Source organism: Trinickia acidisoli (assembly GCF_017315725.1).
GTDB lineage: Bacteria > Pseudomonadota > Gammaproteobacteria > Burkholderiales > Burkholderiaceae > Trinickia > Trinickia acidisoli.
Window position 1 is genome coordinate 77,797 of the sequence record NZ_JAFLRG010000002.1, and the last position, 19,814, is coordinate 97,610.

17 protein-coding genes and 4 pseudogenes are annotated in these 19,814 nt (G+C 58.8%); 15 read left to right on the forward strand and 6 right to left on the reverse strand.

What is annotated here, in order from left to right:
* Window positions 1-17: 17 nt before the first annotated feature.
* Window positions 18-1,010 carry an IS5 family transposase gene (locus J3485_RS18980; protein WP_206952492.1) on the reverse strand — a complete coding sequence of 331 codons (993 nt, stop codon included), beginning with the start codon at window positions 1,008-1,010 and terminating at the stop codon, window positions 18-20.
* A 237-nt stretch (window positions 1,011-1,247) separates the two neighbouring features.
* Between J3485_RS18980 and J3485_RS18985 the strand changes: the two genes are divergently transcribed.
* The 13 genes and pseudogenes from J3485_RS18985 (at window position 1,248) to tnpC (J3485_RS19045) (ending at window position 12,100) form a co-directional block, all read left to right on the forward strand.
* Window positions 1,248-1,745: a transposase gene (locus J3485_RS18985; protein WP_206955937.1), complete on the forward strand. Its 498-nt coding sequence runs from the start codon at window positions 1,248-1,250 to the stop codon at window positions 1,743-1,745.
* Complete coding sequence (tnpB, locus tag J3485_RS18990) at window positions 1,721-2,077, forward strand: IS66 family insertion sequence element accessory protein TnpB (protein ID WP_057034127.1); 357 nt, start codon at window positions 1,721-1,723, stop codon at window positions 2,075-2,077. Before J3485_RS18985 ends, tnpB (J3485_RS18990) begins: the two co-directional genes overlap by 25 nt.
* A 30-nt stretch (window positions 2,078-2,107) precedes the next feature.
* A pseudogene (gene tnpC, locus J3485_RS18995) lies at window positions 2,108-3,490 on the forward strand (IS66 family transposase); the annotation flags it as partial.
* Between the two features lie 151 nt (window positions 3,491-3,641).
* Window positions 3,642-4,904: a site-specific integrase gene (locus J3485_RS19000; RefSeq protein ID WP_206951286.1), complete on the forward strand. Its 1,263-nt coding sequence runs from the start codon at window positions 3,642-3,644 to the stop codon at window positions 4,902-4,904.
* Entirely contained in the window at window positions 4,901-5,845 is a 945-nt protein-coding gene (locus J3485_RS19005; RefSeq protein WP_242538472.1) for a tyrosine-type recombinase/integrase, read from the forward strand. Before J3485_RS19000 ends, J3485_RS19005 begins: the two co-directional genes overlap by 4 nt.
* A complete protein-coding gene (locus J3485_RS19010) occupies window positions 5,842-6,846 on the forward strand; it encodes a tyrosine-type recombinase/integrase (protein WP_206951284.1) in 1,005 nt (334 codons plus the stop codon). Before J3485_RS19005 ends, J3485_RS19010 begins: the two co-directional genes overlap by 4 nt.
* A 174-nt stretch (window positions 6,847-7,020) precedes the next feature.
* A pseudogene (locus J3485_RS19015) lies at window positions 7,021-7,221 on the forward strand (transposase domain-containing protein); the annotation flags it as partial.
* A gap of 867 nt (window positions 7,222-8,088) precedes the next feature.
* Window positions 8,089-8,403, forward strand: coding sequence for a hypothetical protein (locus J3485_RS19020; protein ID WP_206955939.1), 315 nt, complete (start codon window positions 8,089-8,091; stop codon window positions 8,401-8,403).
* Window positions 8,404-8,568: 165 nt separating this feature from the next.
* The gene (locus J3485_RS19025; RefSeq protein ID WP_206955940.1) at window positions 8,569-9,000 is read left to right on the forward strand and encodes a hypothetical protein; all 432 of its coding nucleotides are present in this window, start codon (window positions 8,569-8,571) and stop codon (window positions 8,998-9,000) included.
* Between the two features lie 7 nt (window positions 9,001-9,007).
* A complete protein-coding gene (locus J3485_RS19030; protein ID WP_206955941.1) occupies window positions 9,008-9,229 on the forward strand; it encodes a transposase in 222 nt (73 codons plus the stop codon).
* Window positions 9,230-9,746: 517 nt separating this feature from the next.
* Window positions 9,747-10,175, forward strand: a complete 429-nt coding sequence (gene tnpA / locus J3485_RS19035) for an IS66-like element accessory protein TnpA (protein WP_309477054.1) — start codon at window positions 9,747-9,749, stop codon at window positions 10,173-10,175.
* The gene (gene tnpB / locus J3485_RS19040) at window positions 10,172-10,516 is read left to right on the forward strand and encodes an IS66 family insertion sequence element accessory protein TnpB (RefSeq protein ID WP_206951009.1); all 345 of its coding nucleotides are present in this window, start codon (window positions 10,172-10,174) and stop codon (window positions 10,514-10,516) included. Before tnpA ends, tnpB (J3485_RS19040) begins: the two co-directional genes overlap by 4 nt.
* A 30-nt stretch (window positions 10,517-10,546) precedes the next feature.
* Window positions 10,547-12,100 (forward strand): IS66 family transposase, encoded by a 1,554-nt coding sequence (gene tnpC / locus J3485_RS19045; RefSeq protein ID WP_206955942.1) that lies wholly within the window; start codon window positions 10,547-10,549, stop codon window positions 12,098-12,100.
* 619 nt (window positions 12,101-12,719) lie between these two features.
* Here tnpC (J3485_RS19045) and J3485_RS19050 read toward each other — a convergent pair.
* Complete coding sequence (locus J3485_RS19050) at window positions 12,720-14,270, reverse strand: sensor domain-containing diguanylate cyclase (RefSeq protein WP_206955943.1); 1,551 nt, start codon at window positions 14,268-14,270, stop codon at window positions 12,720-12,722.
* A gap of 337 nt (window positions 14,271-14,607) precedes the next feature.
* Complete coding sequence (locus J3485_RS19055) at window positions 14,608-14,904, reverse strand: hypothetical protein (RefSeq protein ID WP_206955944.1); 297 nt, start codon at window positions 14,902-14,904, stop codon at window positions 14,608-14,610.
* Between the two features lie 222 nt (window positions 14,905-15,126).
* On the opposite strand from J3485_RS19055, the gene J3485_RS19060 reads away from it, so the two are divergent.
* A complete protein-coding gene (locus J3485_RS19060; protein WP_206952580.1) occupies window positions 15,127-16,161 on the forward strand; it encodes an IS630 family transposase in 1,035 nt (344 codons plus the stop codon).
* A 44-nt stretch (window positions 16,162-16,205) separates the two neighbouring features.
* Here J3485_RS19060 and J3485_RS19065 read toward each other — a convergent pair whose 3' ends face one another.
* From J3485_RS19065 to J3485_RS28970, 3 genes and pseudogenes are all read right to left on the reverse strand, one after another.
* Entirely contained in the window at window positions 16,206-17,333 is a 1,128-nt protein-coding gene (locus J3485_RS19065; protein WP_206955945.1) for a DUF2827 domain-containing protein, read from the reverse strand.
* Between the two features lie 476 nt (window positions 17,334-17,809).
* Window positions 17,810-18,612, reverse strand: a pseudogene (locus J3485_RS28965) (ISAs1 family transposase).
* Between the two features lie 25 nt (window positions 18,613-18,637).
* Complete coding sequence (locus J3485_RS28970; RefSeq protein WP_277991642.1) at window positions 18,638-18,949, reverse strand: ISAs1 family transposase; 312 nt, start codon at window positions 18,947-18,949, stop codon at window positions 18,638-18,640.
* A 400-nt stretch (window positions 18,950-19,349) separates the two neighbouring features.
* Between J3485_RS28970 and J3485_RS29570 the strand changes: the two are divergent.
* A pseudogene (locus tag J3485_RS29570) lies at window positions 19,350-19,436 on the forward strand (ESPR domain-containing protein); the annotation flags it as partial.
* Window positions 19,437-19,814 lie beyond the last annotated feature (378 nt).

The window sequence follows — 19,814 nt, forward strand, 5'->3', positions numbered from 1 at the left end:
CCGATCGCTCGCGTTTTTCATACACATGACGGACTTTGCCCATGTATCGAGTTCAACTGGCTCTTTGCGATCACCAGATTGGCCAAGGCGAAGAGGCTGAACAGTTGCGCCGTGTTCTTGGCTAGGCCTTTATAGCGGACCTTGCGGTGGCGGAACAAATTCTTGACGACATGAAACGGATGCTCGACCCGGGCGCGAATTTGCGCTTTGGTTCGCTCCACCTGGATCAGCAAATCCTTCAGCGCCCCGTCTCGCATTGCCTTAATCTTTCCGCGCTTGACAGCCACGCGCCATTGCACCGCTTTGCCGCGCATCTCGTCGCGCTTTTCAACGCCCGTGTAGCCAGCATCACCAAACGCTTCCCGCTCGTGCCCGTGCAACAGAGCGTGCGCTTGCGATACGTCCGTTACGTTGGCCGATGTACCCACCAGGCTGTGCACCAGACCCGAGTCGGCATCGACGCCGATGTGCGCTTTCATGCCGAAGTGCCACTGATTGCCCTTCTTCGTTTGATGCATCTCAGGATCACGGCTGTTCTCGGCATTCTTGGTCGACGGTGGCGCCTCAATAATCGTCGCATCCACCAAGGTGCCTTCCTTCATCAGCAACCCGCGTTCGCACAGCGAAATGCCGATCTCGTCGAACAGCTTGCGCGTCAAGTCATGCTCGACCAGCAGGCGGCGGAACTTCAACAGCGTCGTCGCATCCGGCACGTCCTCGACCGCCAGATCGATGCCGGCAAACGCACGCATCGCAATGCTGTCGTACAGCGCGTCTTCCAACCCTTCGTCCGACAGCCCGTACCACTGTTGCAGGAAGTAGATCCTCAGCATACGTTCCAAGCCAATCGGCGGTCGGCCTCGCTTGCCCTTCGGGTAGTACGGCTCGATCGCCGACAGCAAACGTGGCCATGGGACAAGCTTGTCCATCTCCGCCAGAAAGCGTTGCCGCTTGGTTACGCGCTTCGCGCCACGGCTTTCCGCTTCTGCAAAACCGATCTGTCGCTTCATGTTCAGGGATCCGTTCCGCGTGCCTCTTTCTACAACGTCCTCGGCGGCCGATGCGATGACCGTCGAGTCGAATAAATCAGTGTTTCCCAAATGTGGCTCCGAATTTCAAACGAATTTTTCATGAACACTTATCATGCCCCTCGATCAATATATGAGTTGTATGCGATCGATTAACGACGTCTACCCAGTGATGCTCTGAGAGGCCAGCATGTGTCCACCAATCGGAGGTGGACACCTATGACAGAGCATGACTCAGAGTTGCAGGTTGTTTCGCAAAGCCGCGACGGGCGGCGGCGGTACGACGAGAAGGGGAAACGCGCGCTGGTCGAGGCGGCACTGCGTCCCGGCGTGTCGGTGGCGCGCCTCGCGCAGGAGCACGGAGTCAACGCCAACCTGCTGCGCAAGTGGATCACGAAGTACCTGCTCGAGCGTGAGAGTAGCCGCTGCGCACGGGCCGCACAGGACGGCGCCGTCGTCGTTGACCCGAGCGATGGTGTGCAGGTGCATGACGGCGTGCCGGCCACTATGCACAGCGAGGCGCCTGCGCCGGCATTCGTACCGGTTGTGGCCGCTGCTGCGACTCCATCTGTTACGCCTGCCCCGATCGCGTTTGCGCTGCGCGTACGCCTGCCCAACGGCGTCGAGTTCAACCTGGGCCAGGCCGGCATCGACGAACTTGGCACGCTGGTCCAGATGTTCGGGAGGCTGCCGTGTTCCGGTTCGACGACGAACTGAAGGTCTACCTCCATCGCGATCCGGTGGACTTCCGCTGCGGGATCAACAGCCTGTCGATCCTGGTCGAGCAGGCGATGCACCTGAGTCCGATGGCGCCCGCGCTGTTCGTGTTCGGCAACCGGCGGCGCGATCGCATCAAGATCCTGGGCTGGGAGCGCAACGGCTTCTGGCTGCTGCTCAAGCGGCTTGAGGCCAGCGACCGTTTCGTGTGGCCCGACAGCGACACGGCGGTGGTAGCCTTGAGCGTCGAGCTGCTCCACTGGCTCATCGACGGTGCCGACATCGCGGCAATCCAGCGCCATCCCAGGCGCAACTATCTGCGCGTGAGCTGAACACACGGCCGGCATGTCGGTCAAAGCAGCATGCCGATCAACGTCACCATCGATGCCGACGAACTGAAGGCGCTGCTCGCAATGCGCGAGCAGCACGACGCGCTTCAGCGTGAGCGTGACGAATTGCAAAGCACACTGCGCCTGGTGACGGCCGAACGTGACCTCGCCGAAGAACGGCTGCGCGCGTTCCGGCGCGAGCTGTTCGGCGCGAAGAGCGAAGCGCGCGATTCCGACCAGCTCGGCTTGTTCAACGAAGCCGAAGTGCTCGGCGCAAACGCGACACCCGCACAGGAAGACACGCCCGGAACGAAGGTTGCCGCGCACACGCGCAACAAACGCGGCCGCAAGCCGCTCGATCCCGCCCTGCCGCGCGACATCCACCGTCACGAATTGCCTGAGGCCGAACGGTTCTGCGCCAACGATGGCCATGCGCTGGTCGAGATCGGCGTGGAGATCAGCGAGCAACTGAACGTGATTCCGGAGCAGATTCGGGTCACCCAGCATCAGCGCGTCAAGTACGCATGCCCGTGCTGCGACCTGGGCATCAAGGTTACGCCGGCGCCCGTGCGCATCATCCCGCGAGGGCTGCTCAGCGAATCGGCACTCGCGTGGATCGCCACCGGAAAGTATCAGTTCGGCATGCCGCTGTACCGGCAAGCTGGCCTGCTGCGGCGCTTCGGCGGCGACATCTCGTCGAACACGTTGGCAGCAAGTATGGTGCGCGTGGGCCTCGCGACGCAGCCGGTGATCAACCTGATGCGTGATGCGCTGCTCGATGCGGACCTGATCTACTGCGACGAAACGACATTCCAGGTCCTGAAGGAAGAAGGCCGCCAGCCTCAGACCAAGAGTTATCTCTGGGCGCAGATGACGGACTCGGACACACCCGGGCGCGTGTTCACCTATACGCCCGGTCGCGGCAGCAAGCTGGCAGACAAGCTGTTCGACGGCATTCGCGAAGGCGCAGTGCTGATGACCGACGGCTACGCCGCATACGACGGCATCGCGCAGCGTCATCGGCTCGTCCATCTCGCATGCTGGACGCACGCAAGGAGGGGCTTTGTAAAGGCGGAAGACAACGTCCCGAAGGCAGCGCGTACGCCCGATCTGCTGGCTACGCGTTTCATCAAATTGATCGGCAAACTGTTTGCCGCCGAGGCGCGCAGCGAAACGTGGGAAGCCCAACGACGGCAACGGCTGCGACGACGATACAGTGCGCGCGTGCTCGACGTCATTCACCGGCTGATGCTGCAGCACCTGCCCGGCGTTGTACCCGGCAGCCTGCTCGGCAAGGCGTTGAACTATATACAAGGCCAATGGCCGAAGCTGGTCCGCTACATTGAGAACGGCGACTGGCCGGTCTCGAACAATCCTTGTGAGAACGCCATCAGGCCATTCTGCCTGGGCCGCCGCTATCCACAGGTCTTGGTTATGGAAGGTCATGGCGACGTGGCTTCAAACGTCCCGCTTTTTCAGGGCCCATCTCTTCCGGGAGCCGTCGTTACCTTCCATAATTTGCGGTACTTTCCTCATGCTGTTCTGTGTTTTTTCGAGGAGAGCTACCATGCCCAAATACACACGCATCAGACCCGGCCATCTGCTCTGCGAGCATTGGTTCGAAGGCGCTGCGTTGCGAACGCATGCAGACGCTTACGTTCAATACCTGATCGATCGTGGTTATGCCCGGGAGACAGTGGAATGCTACTTCAGGTGTGTCGCCCACTTCATTCATTGGATGACGCAGCGCGACATCAATCTTTGCGATGTTAGCAAGCCGACGATCGTCCAGTTTCTCGAGCGGCACCTGCCGCATTGCCAATGCGCGTCTCGCTGTCGGCACACAAGCGCCGATGTTCGCGCCGGTTTGAAGCACTTCTTCGCGATGCTCGACGGCGCGCAACCGGAGCATTTGACTCTCAACGTGTTGACGCCTATCGGCACAGAGCTCGCAGAATTCAAGCGCCATCTGGCAGAGGTTCGCGGTCTGTCCGACAGCACATGCACAGTTCGAGTACGGCAGGCCCACGAGTTTCTTGTCGATCGTTTCGGTGCGGGGCCCGTACAGATTTCGAGGTTGACCCCGGGCGATATTGTACGTTTTGTTATGCGCCGAACGAACGGACTTGCTCCAGCGACGATCAAGGGTATCGGTATCTCGCTACGGAGCTACTTGTTATTCAAGAGCAGCCGGGGAACGCCAACCGAAACGCTCATCGCAGCGCTGCCGAGGGTTGCGCAATGGCGTCTCTCCGGATTGCCCGAGGTCCTCTCGTCTGTCGAAGTCAGGCAACTGCTCAAGGCGTTCGATCGTAGCAGTGCTACCGGCATGCGCGATTACGCCATGACGCGCTGTCTTCTAGATCTTGGCTTGCGGCGCGCGGAAGTGGCACGTCTGAGTCTCGATGATATCGACTGGCGAGATGGAACATTGACGATACACGGCAAGGGCAAACGGATCGACATCGTCCCGCTTCCAAGACTGACCGGCAACGCGATCTCCGAGTACCTGCAGCGTGGGCGTCCAAACACTGCACGGCGCGAGGTATTTGTTCGCCATCGACCACCGCTTGATGCCGCAGCCAATCTGGATATTGTCCGTAACGCAGTTCGTTATGCCGCTGCGCGTTGCGGTTTGCAGCAACGTGTGCGCGGCACCCATATTTTCCGGCACACCATGGCTTGCCGGATGGTGCAAGGCGGCGTTCCATTCAAGGAGATCGGCGATCTGTTGCGCCATCGTTCTCTCGATACCACGACGATTTATGCGAAGGTCAACCTTCCAGCCCTTCGTCGCGTGGCGCTTCCATGGCCAGGGAAGCGATCATGAGCGCGCACACATCTTTTTCCAACTGGATCGACGCTTACCTCAACGTCCGTCGTCGAGCCGGATTTGATCTCCGGATCGTGGGCAATCAACTCAGGGAATTCGCGCGCTTTGCCGAACGGATCGGCCACAACGGTGGGCTGACGATACAACTCGCCGCTCAGTGGGCCGGCAACTCCGGCACCGGACGGCGGTCAACGGCGGCCCGCAGAATCGAGGTGCTTCGCCCCTTTGCCGCGTACTGCCGGCAATTCGATCCGGCAACAGAGATCCCGCCGCGATATCTGTTCGGGCGTGCCCATCATCGACTGGCACCGCATATTTTCACCGATGATGAAGTCGTGGATCTGCTGGCAGCCTGCGACGGTCTCTATCCACCCGGTGGTCTGCGCAGTGCGAGCTGCAGGACGATTTTCGGACTGATCGCTGCGACCGGACTGCGTATCTCGGAAGCGACGGGGTTAACCCGTTCGGATGTAGATTTCGAGAAGCGGCTTCTGCATATCCGGAGTGCTAAGTTTGGCAAATCACGGTGGGTGCCGATACACCCTACGACTGCATCAGCGATGCGACGATATGCCTGCAAACGCGACCGCGATTCTTCAACTGCCAACACGAATGCTTTCTTTGTGTTCGACTACGGTCGACCAGCTTCAACAAGAAGCGTCGAGTACGCGTTCAAGATCCTGCGCACCGCATTGAAGTGGCGCGCTCGCGGCGACCATCCCGCACCGCGGATACATGATCTGCGACATTCGTTCGTCTGCCATCGATTGCAGGATTGGTACGCGCAAGGGGTGGACGTCGATCGCAACATTCTTGCGCTGTCGACTTACCTCGGGCATGCCAAAGTCACCGACACGTACTGGTACGAAACAGCCTCGCCCGAGCTCCTGGCAATCGCAGCCCAACGCTTTGTGCGCCATCGCGGAGGTTCATCATGAACATATCAGCAGCGCAGTCCTTTCCAGTCCTGTTGCAGAAATTCTTCACGGAACGTTTGCTTCAGCAACGACACGCAAGCCCATGCACTGTGGCGGCCTACCGTGACAGTTTCCGACTGCTGCTGGCTTTCGCGCATCAACGCTTACACAAGCGGCCCAGCGATATCACCGTCGAGGAACTGAATGCGCCATTCATCCTCGAGTTCCTTAAATACCTCGAACAGGACCGACACAATTCAATTCGTAGCCGGAATGCCAGGTTCGCCGCCATTCGATCGTTCATGGAGTACGTTTCGTTCGCAGAGCCGTCGGCCCTGTCCTTGGCACAATCCGTACTTGCGATTCCCATGAAGCGATTCGAGCAACCGCTCGTCGGATTTCTGTCTCGCGAGCACATTGAGGCTATCCTTGCCGCTCCCGATGTTAGCACCTGGACGGGGCAACGCGACCACGTCATGCTGGCTATGCTTTACAACACCGGAGCCCGCGTTTCTGAGCTGATCGGTATGCGTGTGTCCGACCTCATGCTTGGGCCCACTACATGGGTGCTCATTCACGGCAAAGGTCGCAAGGAGCGTTCTGTCCCGCTATGGCCCGACACCGCGAGAGAACTCAAGCGTTGGCTTCGGCAATATCCCCGAACATCCGAGGAGCCGTTATTTCCCGGGCGGGCCGGCGCTTCGCTTACGCGCATCGGCTTCACCGAGCGGCTTAAGCTTGCAGTTCAGGGCGCCTCGCGACAGTTTCCCGAACTTGCGCGGCACCGCGTCTTTCCACACCTGTTTCGACATTCCGTCGCGATGCATATGCTGCAATCTGGCGTTGATATTACGGTCATCGCGTTGTGGCTCGGTCACGAGAGCCCTGTCACTACGCATCGCTATGTCGAAGCCGATCTGCAAATGAAGGACCGGGCACTGAAGGCACTCCAATCACCGTCGAGCAAGCCACTTCGATATCGACCCAAGGATGATCTTCTTCGCTTTCTGCAAGCGCTGTAGTTATGGATAGTTCGCTATCGGTCACGTCGCCGAGAACACATTCGGCATTGATGCCGTCTCCCCGCAAATGCGAGGGCGCGACATCATTGCCACCCATGCAGCATGCCTAATTCATCCAAGCCTTCCATAACTAAGACCTGTGGATAGTTTCGTTTATAGAAGGGCTTCTATAACCGCCGCGGCTGGATGTTCGCCGACACTGTCGCCGGTGCGAACGCGAGCGCAAACCTGTATTCGCTCGTGGAAACGTGCCGCGCTAACCGCATCGATCCGTACTACTACCTCCACTGGCTCTTCCAAAAACTTCCACTTGCCACGACCGTCGAGGACTATGACGCGTTGTTGCCCTGGAAGATGCCCGCCGACCTCCGCTGAGTTCGCCGCTGCCACACCTCAGAGTTTGACGCTACGACTCTGAGCGGCGTGAATTAAAGACCGCATACTATGAGTTCTCTTCTTAAGAGACTGCACCCGACGACGCTACAAATCGCGCTTGCCGTGAACAGTGAGCCGGCGCTGTCGGACTGGTCACCGTGGGGCCCATGGGAAACACCAAAACAAAGGTGGTATGTCGCCCCGGCAGCGGCACTGGCTGCTGCTGTTCCGGGCGGTGCAGGTGGCGAAGTTGTCGCTCCCCCCCCCGGGGTCGGAACAGGTCCTGCTCCCTGGCAACTAGCAACACCCCCGGCCCCGGCAAAGGCATCGGCCGCGGCAAAGGCATCGGCCGCGGCAAAGGCATCGGCCGCGGGAGTTCCTGGCGGTGCGGATGGAGTTGTGCCATCTACGTTGGAGGATTGCCACCCGATACCATATACAGACGCCTTCCAGGCGGCAGTCAACGCGCTGAATCATGTTGATGAGAGTCGACCATCGGCAGAACGTTTTCCCCCGCGCACGGATCGGTACGAGGCAGCGATCGAAGTGCTGGCTGCGTACTCCGTGGGGGAGACGGGACAAGCTCATCAGGCCCGAGCCCTCTCCTCTGCGTTACGAGCGCTCGCCGCTACCGCAAACTGGCATATCGCACGATGCGAAGATAGGGTGGGCGACTTTAACCTTGCACGTGACCAGGCACTGGGCCATTGGCAAGCGGCTGCAGTGGGCTGGCCGGGCGCACCGTAAACCTGGCGTCATCGATGCGAGGCCGGGACAGCGTTCTTGCCACCTGTCTCTGAGCTTGGACAAGCGTACTGGCAGCCACGTGGTGAACCACCATTGGCACCGGCGGCGCAATATAGGACCGTGGAACGCTATCCCGACTATGTGAATTCGCTACTGGACATGAGCTATTTCGACCTACGTGATGCGGCGGTCGGACTGCGCTCACTGGGGCGTGCTGGACAGGCAGATATGTATGAAGAACGGATGCTAAAATCGGCGGCGGGTCTGCGCATCCCTCCATTCAGCGAGCGGAAGTTCAAATACGCCGGCACCGGGGCAATGTACTTGCCATTTGGTGCACTTCAGCCCGTGATTGACCATCCAGCCACCGCGGTCGCGCCACCCGTTGAGCGCGTGCCGCCACGGCTTCGTTCGGTAGCGCATACGCGAAATTAGTTGCGGACACAACTATAAAATCTTCGGCGTGGTTCAGTGGAGTGTGCCGAAAGCTTGCCGGCGAAGGGGCTTTCTTCGACAGGGGTTTTGTGCGGAAGGGTATGTGATTGGCTAGTAGGGAACGGGTAAAAAGGAGGCGTTGACCTATTTGCCCATGAGCTTTCAATGCCTTACAAGGCCAGACTGAAAACCGATGAACCGCGCAAACGCCCGAAACCGACGTATCGGGTCACCAACGCGCGCGCCTACAACCAGAGTCTGAAGCGGCGTGGCCAGCTTACTCTCTATTGCCCGAACGGCGATCTGAAGGCGTTGTTCATCAACGCCCAGCCCTATGTACCGGGTGTGTCAGGGCGCAACCCGACCTATACGAACGCCTGTATCGAGCTGATCTATACATTCTATCGGCTGTCCGGTTGGGGGATGCGTCAGACGACCGGCCTGATGGAAGAATACTGGCAATTGCGGGGATTCGATATTCCGGCGCGTACTACAGCATCGCGCAAACCGGGGCCTGGTCGGGCGCGGCGTACTGCCGGTGATTCCGCCGCCGGCCAATGCGGTCGTTCACAATCAGCCGGGCACGCGCTGGCATGATCACACCGTGGGCTATATCAGGGAGAAAGGCCTCTATGCGTTTCATAACAAATACGGCTATGGCAAGCGCGCACTGGTTGAGTCGCAGATCTCACGCATCAAGCGTTGCATCGGTGCGCGACTCTTGACGCGCCGGCTCGAATCACAGCAGCGCGAGGGGGTGATCATCGCCAACCTCGTGAACCTGTGGAACAGCTTCGGCAAGGCCGTCTGCGTCAAGGTTATATAGTTGCGTCCGCAACCAGATTGGCGGGTACCCTTCCGCACGAAACCGCGGGTAGCGTGGTAACCGGGGTGACAACCGCAGCGATAACTAGTCCGCTTACGTCGCAGCGTGTTACGAAGCCCTTGGGGAAGGTGTTTGTTTCCGCTGACGCGACTAAAAATGGCGCGACGTCTGGCGTGGAATATCGATCGAGGTGTCCGCTACGGGCAACGCGCTGTCTTTCACAGTAGGGCCCTGATTGGAGCAACCGAGAGAGGGTGTTGTCAGCAGTCGGTGCGATGCGCGATGTGGGGGCATCGCCTTGGTTGAAAATTCTGCCGAACGTGCTCCCGTAAACTATCGGTACATGGTCTTTCGGTACCCTTCATAGGTATCTAGGCAATTCCGTAGACAAGCCATATGTTCCTGATGGGATGTGGCTGGGTCAGGCAGAGCGTTCTGTCGATGCGGCCTGCTTACAGACTTGACAGTAAGCGCCTCACGACGACCGTCATAGACGACGGCGAGAACCGACATCAAAGTGGTGCCCATCATTTTCGATTTGATGGAGATCACTGTGACGGAGTTGGAAGCCAAGCCGGGTAGCCGCAAGGGACGCCCCAATTATGATCGCGAGTTTCGACGCCGTCTCGCGGTCGCGGCATGCGAGCCGGGTGCCTCCGTCGCAAAGCTGGCGCGCGAGAATGGCATCAATGCAAACATGCTGTTCACGTGGCGGCGTCGCTATCGCGAGCAATTGCAGGCCCAAACGACGTCGCTGATTCCCGTGGCGGTGGTCCATGAAACGCCGGCGCAGCGCGTGACCATGCCCTCGGATGCTCGGGCAGCCGGCAACCGGACTACACGAGGCGGGACGATCGAGATTCGATTCGGTGAGGTGGTCGTCAAGGTGGACGGCATCGTCGACGCCGACACGCTACGCGTTGTACTGGGGAGCATGCGATCGTGATCTCTCTTCCCACGGGTACACGCGTCTGGCTGGTGGCCGGCGTTACCGACATGCGCTGCGGATTCCAAGGACTGGCGGCCAAGGTGCAGACGGCGCTCGAAGACAATGCGTTGGGCGGCAACGTGTTCATCTTCCGGGGCCGGCGCGGCGATCTCGTGAAGCTCATGTGGGCGACCGAAGACGGGCTCTGGCTTCTTGCGAAGCGGCTCGAGCGTGGGCGCTTCGTGTGGCCACAGGCCGATGGCGGCAAGGTCCATCTGACGGCGGCGCAATTGTCCATGTTGCTCGAAGGCATCGATTGGCGGCAACCGCGTCGCACCGCTGCACTGTCGATGTTGTAAACCGAGCAGAAGGCTCGTAAACTGCGCCGCATGTCGAACGGCGCCGAACTTCCTGACGATGTTCAAACGCTGCGAGCCTTGCTGCTCGAGGCTCGTGCTCAGCTTGCCGAGCGCGATCTGGAGATCGAGCAGCTCAAGGCGCAGCTCGACAAGCTTAGGCGCATGCAATTCGGGCGCAAGTCCGAGCAATTAGACCGGGAGGTTGCACGGCTCGAAACCGCGCTCGAGGACTTGACGGGCGAGCGCGGCGTCGCTGATGTGCAGCGCGCCCGCCAATCTAGCGCGAGCACGCCTGTGAGCGACGCATCGCCGAAAGAAGCGCTGCCGCCGCATTTGCCACGCGAAGAACGTGTACTGGAGGCTGACGCAACGTGTCCGAAGTGCGGCAGCGCGATGCAGCCGCTCGGAGAAGACGTGTCCGAGCAGCTCGCCCGCGTCGCGGCGGTGTTCAAGGTGATTCGTACGATCCGGCGCAAAACGGTTTGCCCGTGCGGTCACCACTTCTCGCAGCCGCCGATGCCCGGCCTGCCGATTACGCGAGGCATCGCCCATCCGAGCCTGCTGGCCGACATCCTCGTCTCGAAGTACGCCGACCACGCCCCGCTGTACCGGCAGTCACAGATAGCCGCGCGCGACGGCGTGAAGCTGGACCCGGCCAGCATGGGCCGCTGGGTTGGTCAATGCGAGGCCCTTTGCGATGCGCTGACCGAGGCACTGCGCCGCTACACGGTGGCGCCGTCGAAGCTGCACGCGGATGACACGCCTATCCCGGTACTTGAGCCGGGCAAGAAGAAGACGAAGACGGGGCGTCTGTGGGTGTATGTGCGCGATGACACTCGCTCGGGCTCGACCGAACCGGCCGCAGTGTGGTTTGCTTACTCGCCGGACCGCAAAGGCATTCATCCCCAGACCCATCTGGCCGGATTCGAGGGTATCTTGCAGGCCGACGCCTACAGCGGCTTCAACGAACTGTACGAGAGCGGCAAGATTCGCGAGGCGGCATGCTGGGACCACGCGAGACGGTACATATACGACGTGCATGCCCGAACGCCGACCGATGCGACCCGTGAGGTGCTCGAGCTGATCGGCGGACTTTACGCGATCGAGGCCGACATCCGCGGCAAACCCACCGCTGAACGGCTGCGCGTGCGCCGGGAGAAAAGCATCCCGCTGCTCGCGGCCATCAAGACGTGGATGACGGGCAAACTCGCGGCGCTGTCCAAGAAATCCGAATTGGCCAAAGCGATCCATTACTCGCTTAACCAGTGGGATGCCCTCGTGCTGTACTGCGAAGAGGGCCGTGCCGAGATCAGCAACGCCCTGGCCGAAAACGCGTTGCGCTGTGTGAGTCTGGGTCGCAAGAACTTCTTGTTCGCCGGCTCCGACAGTGGGGGGAAACGGGCCGCCGCGATGTACAGCCTGATCGGCACGTGCAAGCTGAACGGGATCAACCCGCGCGCTTACCTCGAATACGTGCTGACCCATATCGCTGATCACCCCATTAACCGCATCGACGAATTACTACCCTGGAACGTGGCAAGTAAGCTGCCAGGGACGTTCCGCCCGCCTGCCTCTACGGGCTGATTGCCAGCGCCCGATACCCAATCATGCCTCACGTGCGCGCCGTGTTGCGAACGGCCTTCGCGAGGTGCTTACACTTGACATTGACATGAAAGAGTTGTTTCGACGAGGAGGACGCAATGAGGTGGCGGGATTTTATGGCGCGGGTGGAGCGGCTGTTCATACGCCCTCGCACGCCAGTGCCAGTAGATGATGAGTTCCCCCTTCGACCGAGTAACACGGCGGACGACCTCTTTCTGTCACCAAGAGGACCTTCCAGTTCGCCCATCGAACTGATGCCAAGATCAGCCGTATTCCACGATGCAGCGGGGCCTGGCGATGTTCCTCCAGATCCTTTAGTGGGTTGCGGTCCTGCGGCGGGTTCGGTTCTGCAGCCGCGTCTGGTTCAGGTGGCGCCGGCGGCACCGGCGAAGGGCCAAACACCTTGAGCAAGTACCGACTTGCAGACCTGACGGTGCAGTACCCACGAATAGACAAGAACATCGCCTTGTATCCCCCGTATGTTTTGCTATGGGCATGGGGGAACGTGGCACGTAGCGCGGTCACGACGTGACCGCGCTACGCAATGGTTGCCGAGTTCGGTGTGCCTCGCGTCATGGGCTGCAACGGTACGATAGCCGCCCTACGCTTCGGTAGCGGAAGCGTTCTCGCTCGCAATATCACGTGAGAAACGAAACGTCCCTTTTCCCGCGGTCTTCGCTTCGTATAGTGCACCGTCGGCTCGCCGCAGCAGACGCTCAAATGAGTCGTTGTCATTGGCAAATGCGATTCCAATGCTGGTGCCGATCGTCACTCGTGTGCCGCTTGAAAGTAAATAGGGCTTGGATACCTGCTGAATCACGCGATGTGCGAGGGCTTCACCGGTAACAGGTGTTGCGCAGTCGAGCACGATGGCAAATTCATCACCGCCAAGGCGAGCAATCGACTCACCCCGATGGAGTATTGCTTTTAGTCGTTCGGCAACGGTTGTCAATACTTCGTCTCCAGCATGATGTCCGAGGTTGTCGTTGACTTGTTTAAAGCCGTCGAGGTCCAAATACATGACCGCCAGCGTTGATTTTGGGTTGTGAGTGACGCGCGGCAGTTTCTGGCTGAGCCGGTCGCACAAGTCCCTGCGGTTTGGAAGGCCGGTGAGCGGGTCGTGACGTGCGAGGTGAAGTACCTGGGCCTCTGCCTGCCGACGTTGCGTCACGTCTTCGATAATGATGACTGCGCTTCCGTCAGGCACGGAATTGCGTGTCATCTCGAGATGACGCCCATCGGTCAGCGGCAAGTCGAGTGAGCAAGGTTCCTCGGACAGCCATTGCGTACATCGCTCGACGAGCTGTTTCCTGAGGGATTCGCCAAACGTCTGTAGTGCCATGTGGCCGATGAACTCCGAAAGCGACACATTAAGCCGTAGCATCTCGATCGTTGTACCGAACAATTCCGCAGTTCGACTGTTGGCGATGATGACCTTGCCAGCGCTGTCGATGGTACAAAGCCCGTGCGGCATATGCGTTAACGCGGCATCGAATTGCGCGGCAAGTTCCGCGTGTTTTTGATCGGCCGTCATGAGGGCAACGAGCCTGACATAGTGACGGCGAATAACGGCAGCCATTCCGCCAATGTACAAGAATAGCGGAGGCACCAGAATCCACACATCGCTGTGCGGTGAGAGCGCGGCGCCCAGGCCAATGGGAAATGCGCCTAAGCATACCTGAGCCATGGCCAGCCGCGGCAAAGCCGCATTTCTGGAAGCGATGCCGCCGAGAATACCTGCTGTCACCATGACGGCGGATGTGGCTAACATGGCGTCTGACGACATCATGCATGCCGTAGTGCCGGCGCCTAGCACCAAGCAATAGGACAGCGCAAGCGGCGCATATCGCGCTGCCCATCGTCCCGGGTGGGCTGGTTCTGCGTCGTTTTGTTTGACGTAGCTGCGCACGATGACAAGCCGTGCGAGGAGCAGGGCGATATCGGTTGCAAGCCATAGTTCGGCCCACGTTTGATGCAGACGAAATACTGCGACAAGCGCAACAAATATGCTGGCGGCCCCAGACATATACAGCGGCAGGGTGTTCTCAAACAGCGCCGAAAGGAGCGACGCGCGAATCGATGCTGCCACGTCGGTGTCTCCTGACGGCGGCGTCGCAAGAATCGATTGGAGAGGTAGCGGCTGATCTCGCATATTTTGCCCCTATCGTTGATCAGGACCGGCCGTCATGGTGATTGTGCGCCGCATGTTGCACGCTGTTCTCCTGGGGCCGTGTCTCACGACGCCATATCTCTTTCGCTCATTAAATTGGATATCGGCAGATGTGGCCCAGGAATTTTATGATCATTTGTGAAATCGACAGCTGAACGCATCGCCATAATAGGTATTAGCCCTGATTTTGTCTGCTCCCCATCTTGACGTGCGCCCCGGCGGCTGGTGTGCACTCGCGCGGCGCCCAGCACCATGGCACCCGCGACAGCTGCTGAAGCGTAAGCGTGAGTTGCGATTACCTGCGGAACGACTGCGCGGGTCAAGGTAGAGCCGGAAGAGGCGAGAGCGCTTTACTTGCGAGGAACGCGTGCAAGCGCTGCCAGGCCGCATCGAACCGGTAGGATGGCAGCGAGCGCATCTGCTCATCGTGTAGCGCGACGATGCGCGCTACGAAATCGGCCTCGTACGTGTCGAGAGTCCAGCGGTTTTCTTGGTGGCCTCTCAGCCCGCAAGCGTTGAGGATTGCTTCCGCTTCGCGGAACAGATCGATGGCATGATCACCGGTCGCTTCGTTCACGAAGTACCCGAGGTAGGCAACCTTCAACAGGGTGGCCATCTGTCTCGCGTTGCCCTGACCACGTTTCATTGTCGCGAGCGCGAGATGGTGTTCGAGCGATAACGTGTTTATATGAGCAGTAGGAAGCGGCAGCAACTGCGCTTTTGAAAGGCGCTGGGTCGGCTTTCGATGTACGCGGAGGGATAATTTGCTGGTCATCTGGTGACAAGGGAAGTACTAAGTTTTTAGAAAGTAATTTCTCATCCGTGAGACAATGGCTGGATGAAATGCAAACGTTCATCAGACGGCCGCAAGCTGGATCACCACACGCTCCAGGTCATGCGCCAACAAGCGGTTAAGGCGGCGCACGAAGGCACAACGGTGGCATCGATAGCGGCTGCGTTCGGCGTGAGCACTCGCACGGTTTTTAACTGGCTCGCCCAGTTCGCCGAAGGCGGACAGAATGCACTTTTGGCCAAGCCGATTCCGGGGCGGCCACCGAAGATCAGTGCCGACGAAATGCGTTGGATTGCCCAGGCGGTTCGCGACAACTCTCCCCAACAGTTCAAGTTCGAATTCGGTCTGTGGACACTGTCGTTGATCAGCGAACTGATCAAGCGCCAGTTCGGCAAATCTTTGGCGTTGGCCTCGGTCAGCCGTGTCATGAAGCTGCTTGGCTTTTCCGTCCAAAAGCCGCTGTATCAAGCTTGGCAGCAAGACACCCAACTCGTGCACGAGTGGGAAACCAAGACGTATCCGGCGATCAAGGCGCAAGCCCGCGCGCAAGGCGCGGTGATCTATTTTGCCGATGAAGCGGGCATTCGCTCCGACTACCATACCGGCACGACCTGGGCTCCGGTCGGCCAAACGCCCGTCGTCGAGGTAACTGGGCGACGCTTCTCGTTCAACATGATCTCGGCGGTCAGTCCTGGTGGCGAATTTCGCTTCATGATTCACGAGGGATCGGTGAGGGCGACGACCTTCAAGGAATTTCTCGCTCGTCTGATGGTCGGTGCAAGCAAGCCAATCTTCTTGATCGTCGATGGTCATCCGATCCATAAATCCAAGCTCGTCAAAGACTACGTCGCATCGCTCGATGGGCAGCTCACGTTGTTCTACCTGCCGCCCTACGCGCCGCAGTTGAACCCCGATGAACAAGTGTGGGCACACGTCAAACGGCGAGTCAGCCGGCAGCTTGTGCAAAGTCTGGACGACATGAAGTCGCTCGCCCTCGGTGCGTTGCGACGCATTCAAAAACTGCCCGACCTCGTCAAATCGTTCTTCCGTCAGCCCGAGTGTCAATACGCTAGCGAGTGAGGCTACTTTCTAAAAACTTAGTAACACCTTTACAGTTGTGTTCCTTAGCAGTGGTGCATTAATTCATCTAATAAATCGTCATAGTATTCGACGAGGGGGGTATGCTCACTCGTGTATCGCGAGAGCATTTGTCGTTGCCGACCGATATAGGCGTCGTAGTTCGAATCATGCTCGCGTATGGCGCGGAGCGTTTGTGCGGCGCCGGTGACAATGTCGTTGCCATTGTAGTAGTAGCCCAGATCGCTGCACATGCTTGCGTTATGAATCAATGGAAACCCTAGCCAGCAGACATCGAAATAAAAGTAGTTAAGCGGACACTCCACTTGATGGGAAATCACGAGGTCGGTGTGCTCGGCCAGAAAAGCGGGGGTGTCGTAGCGATCGAGAAATGCTGCTTTCTGCGCCTGCACAATATCGAGCTGAAGCATCAGTGCTTGAAAATCACGATTGGTTTCGGCTAACGGCTTAGCGTTGCAAACGTTCAAGGAACCTACCTCATCGGGTGCCTCGCGAAACACTCGTTCGGCGATGAGTACGGGATAGATACAGGTCTTGACGATATCGTGATTCGGCTCCATGACGGCGATGCGCTTGGGCCGTTGGCTAGGCCGGTATAACGCGCCGTTCGGTAGCGCGGCTGCGCGTTGTTCCAGGAACATCGGATCCCAAACAAACGGAACTACTTTTGCCGGAGCGCGGCGGAGCGTTTGCCAGAACGGCAAGGTGTTATCCGCTACCTGGGGAATAAACCATAGTGCATCGAAGCCACGGTTAACGAAAAGTGCACCGTTCCACAAGCTTCGAGTACCACTAACGAGGGCTTGGACTAGCATGGCGTATTCGACCGAGCAACAGTAACTGACCAAGCGAGTGCCGCGTTCGCGTAAATGGGCGGTGGCGTCGGCATCCAACTGCCCACCCAATTCGATTAATAGGTCGAGATCATTGACACCGTCGGCAAGCGCAAACGTGGGGAATTGGTCGAGATCCCATGGCAAAGCCCGGTTTATCGGTACGGCTGTTGTGTTGAGCAGGCTCACTGTGTGGTGTAACGGCGATGCTTGAAAGAGCTTGGCCAGAAACAGCGCGTTCTGTTTGAGACCATTAATCCACAGGCTTTCGTCTGGGGAGCGTAGGCCGATCGTGATGCCGATGCGAAGTGGTCGTTTCATTTGAGCCTTCGTGAGCGATGATTTCGTCGCTCCATGAAGTGTACGCAAAGTGGGCCGGCGCTTTCAAGGCAGATGACGCCCACCTATGCAGCACCGCCTGAGGCAACGGCATATGGCGTACTTATTGAGGCCTATACCGTATCCCATATTCACGTCTCGACGAGCGAAGCCCAAGAACTTGGAGCGGTTGCATCGGAAGCACTATTAGTGGTGCAAAAAAAGATCCCGTATACACGGGATCTAAGCACACTACCAACCAGGAGCCAATCGCTTGGCGGCATACACGCACACTCTTTCGTGCATCGGAGGTTTTGCACGAGGTTAGAGAGAAAAGCTTCACGGCGACTATCTTGTGAATCCTAGTAGCAGAATAGTCATCGAAAGAGTTCAAATTACCTACAGATGGTGATGTGCCCTTTGCGCACGGCGATTGCATTTGAGCATGGACCAATGCGATCAATGTTGCGACGTTGAATTCAAGCGCTGATCAGTGGTTTGATCTGCAGGATGTGCGTGCGATAGTCTTCATCCCACTCTGCCCGCTTCACGCGACTGCGAACGCTGGTCTTCGGTAGGCTGATGTCGAGCTTGATCAGGTTCAGGGCGAAGCGTCGCAGGGTCGCGTAATTGTGTGCGGCGTGGTCCTTTCTCACGCGGCAGGCGTCTTCGAGAAAGGTGACGTCCAGGCTCCAGTGCAAGCTGTTCTCGATGCGCCAGTGGTCACGCGCCGCGCGGGCGAAGTCCTTCACGTCACACTGTGCGGAGGTGATGAAGTAACGGCGCTGCATGCTGGGTTCGCCCTTGCCAGTATGGCAAATGGCCTCAACCATACCGATCTGGTGGCAGTCGGGCCATGCATTCGTGTCCACCCTTTTCAGCACGTCCTGGGTGAGCCAGTAGCGGCGCTCTTCGATGCGGCCATGGTCCTTTTCGATGGTCCGAACGTAGCACTCGGGCATCAGCCGCTCAATGCGCCCGCGCTCAGTGGCGCCGAAGAAGCCCGAGAGAGCGTTGAAGAGCTTTTCCTGGTTGCCCTTGACGGCGAGCACGTAGTCGCCCCCACGCTCGCGGATCGCACGGGCAATTTCCGCTGACAGCCCATCGCATCAATGCTGACGATGCAACCCTTGAGCGCCAGCGCGTCGAGCACCGCGGGGATCGCGTCGATCTCGTTGCTTTTATCAGCCACGCGTTCCTGGCACAGCATGACCCCAAGGCGCGTGGCATAGGCGCTCACCAGATGAACCGGGGTGCGCTCGCCGTCGCGCGAGCCACGCACACACTTGCCGTCAATGGCGATATGCTCAAGCTGCGCCCGCTCCCACTACGCTGCCAATCCAGCCCCGAAAGGCCCGCTCGAAACGCTTCGCATCCAGTAGCCGGAACACCCGGCCAAAGGTGTCGTGCGAAGGCGCCCCGTTCTCGAGCAGCAGATAGCGGCGCAGCCACGGCAGACGCAGTTGTGCAAACATCGCCATGTCTGTGAAGCTTTGCGCGCCCGCGATGATCGCGCACACGGCCACCACCAGCAGTTCAGTCAGGTCGTGTTTAAGCCCGGGGCCGTCACGCGGATCCTCCACGTCTTCCAGCCAATGCACCAGTGTTCGTGTTGTCATCAGGCTCTCCAGCAAGGGAAGGCCCGAGTAAACGAAATCGGCAAGCAATTTACAACCGTCGCCTCTCTATCCGTTGATCATCGGAAAGTCAAATGCAATCGCCGTGGGGGAATGCCATAGCGTTATGCGTTGCGTAAGTCATCCGATAGTTCGATGCATGCAGGGTCACGCTGTTAATGGGTTTTTCGGCAAACGGCGGACACGCAAGCTAGGAAGAAGCTAAGCATAAAAGAAAGCGAAGCATATATATGACGGCACCGTATGGCACCCCTGCATCAGAACCTGCCAATTGGATGTTCGATGTCAACTGGTCCAGACCGGTGAAGCAGATGTTCATCGAGTTGGTTGATGTTGTCAACTCGGCGCTTGCTTTCAACGGGTTGGACGTGAGAGACATAAAATGAATCGAATCTATCGCTTGGTATTCAACCGTCGCACGGGGAAAATCGTTGTTGCTTCGGAGCACTCGCGCAGTCACACCAGAGGAGCGGGGGGGCGCAGGGGGCGGGTGTCGCTGCTGGCTTCGCGCTCGCGGATGGCGGTGGCGGTCATGATGGCGGTTGCGGGGTGGAGCGGAGGGGCGTGGGCGGATACGCAGTGCGGCACAGACAGCGCATACGGAATTAATGCCTATGCGACGTGCGGGACGGGCGATACGTCATATGGGTATGATGCCGGCTTCGTGGGATCTGCTTATAGCGATGATACTTACATCGGTCAAAACTCCGGCAACAATGTTATTGGCAACAGCAACACGGCTAGCGGTTATAAGTCTGGCTTCAACGTCACTGGTAGCCTGAATACTGGAAACGGGACTTCGGCCGGCGCCAGCATCACCGGCAACGCCAATACGGGTAGTGGATAT

Bases quoted from the DNA above. Each gene is read 5' to 3' on its own strand.
- J3485_RS18980 (WP_206952492.1), bottom strand. From the start codon at position 1,010: ATGAAGCGACAGATCGGTTTTGCAGAAGCGGAAAGCCGTGGCGCGAAG.
- J3485_RS18985 (WP_206955937.1), top strand. From the start codon at position 1,248: ATGACAGAGCATGACTCAGAGTTGCAGGTTGTTTCGCAAAGCCGCGAC.
- J3485_RS19000 (WP_206951286.1), top strand. From the start codon at position 3,642: ATGCCCAAATACACACGCATCAGACCCGGCCATCTGCTCTGCGAGCAT.
- J3485_RS19005 (WP_242538472.1), top strand. From the start codon at position 4,901: ATGAGCGCGCACACATCTTTTTCCAACTGGATCGACGCTTACCTCAAC.
- J3485_RS19010 (WP_206951284.1), top strand. From the start codon at position 5,842: ATGAACATATCAGCAGCGCAGTCCTTTCCAGTCCTGTTGCAGAAATTC.
- J3485_RS19025 (WP_206955940.1), top strand. From the start codon at position 8,569: ATGCCTTACAAGGCCAGACTGAAAACCGATGAACCGCGCAAACGCCCG.
- tnpC (WP_206955942.1), top strand. From the start codon at position 10,547: ATGTCGAACGGCGCCGAACTTCCTGACGATGTTCAAACGCTGCGAGCC.
- J3485_RS19050 (WP_206955943.1), bottom strand. From the start codon at position 14,270: ATGCGAGATCAGCCGCTACCTCTCCAATCGATTCTTGCGACGCCGCCG.
- J3485_RS19055 (WP_206955944.1), bottom strand. From the start codon at position 14,904: ATGGCCACCCTGTTGAAGGTTGCCTACCTCGGGTACTTCGTGAACGAA.
- J3485_RS19060 (WP_206952580.1), top strand. From the start codon at position 15,127: ATGAAATGCAAACGTTCATCAGACGGCCGCAAGCTGGATCACCACACG.
- J3485_RS19065 (WP_206955945.1), bottom strand. From the start codon at position 17,333: ATGAAACGACCACTTCGCATCGGCATCACGATCGGCCTACGCTCCCCA.
- J3485_RS28970 (WP_277991642.1), bottom strand. From the start codon at position 18,949: ATGACAACACGAACACTGGTGCATTGGCTGGAAGACGTGGAGGATCCG.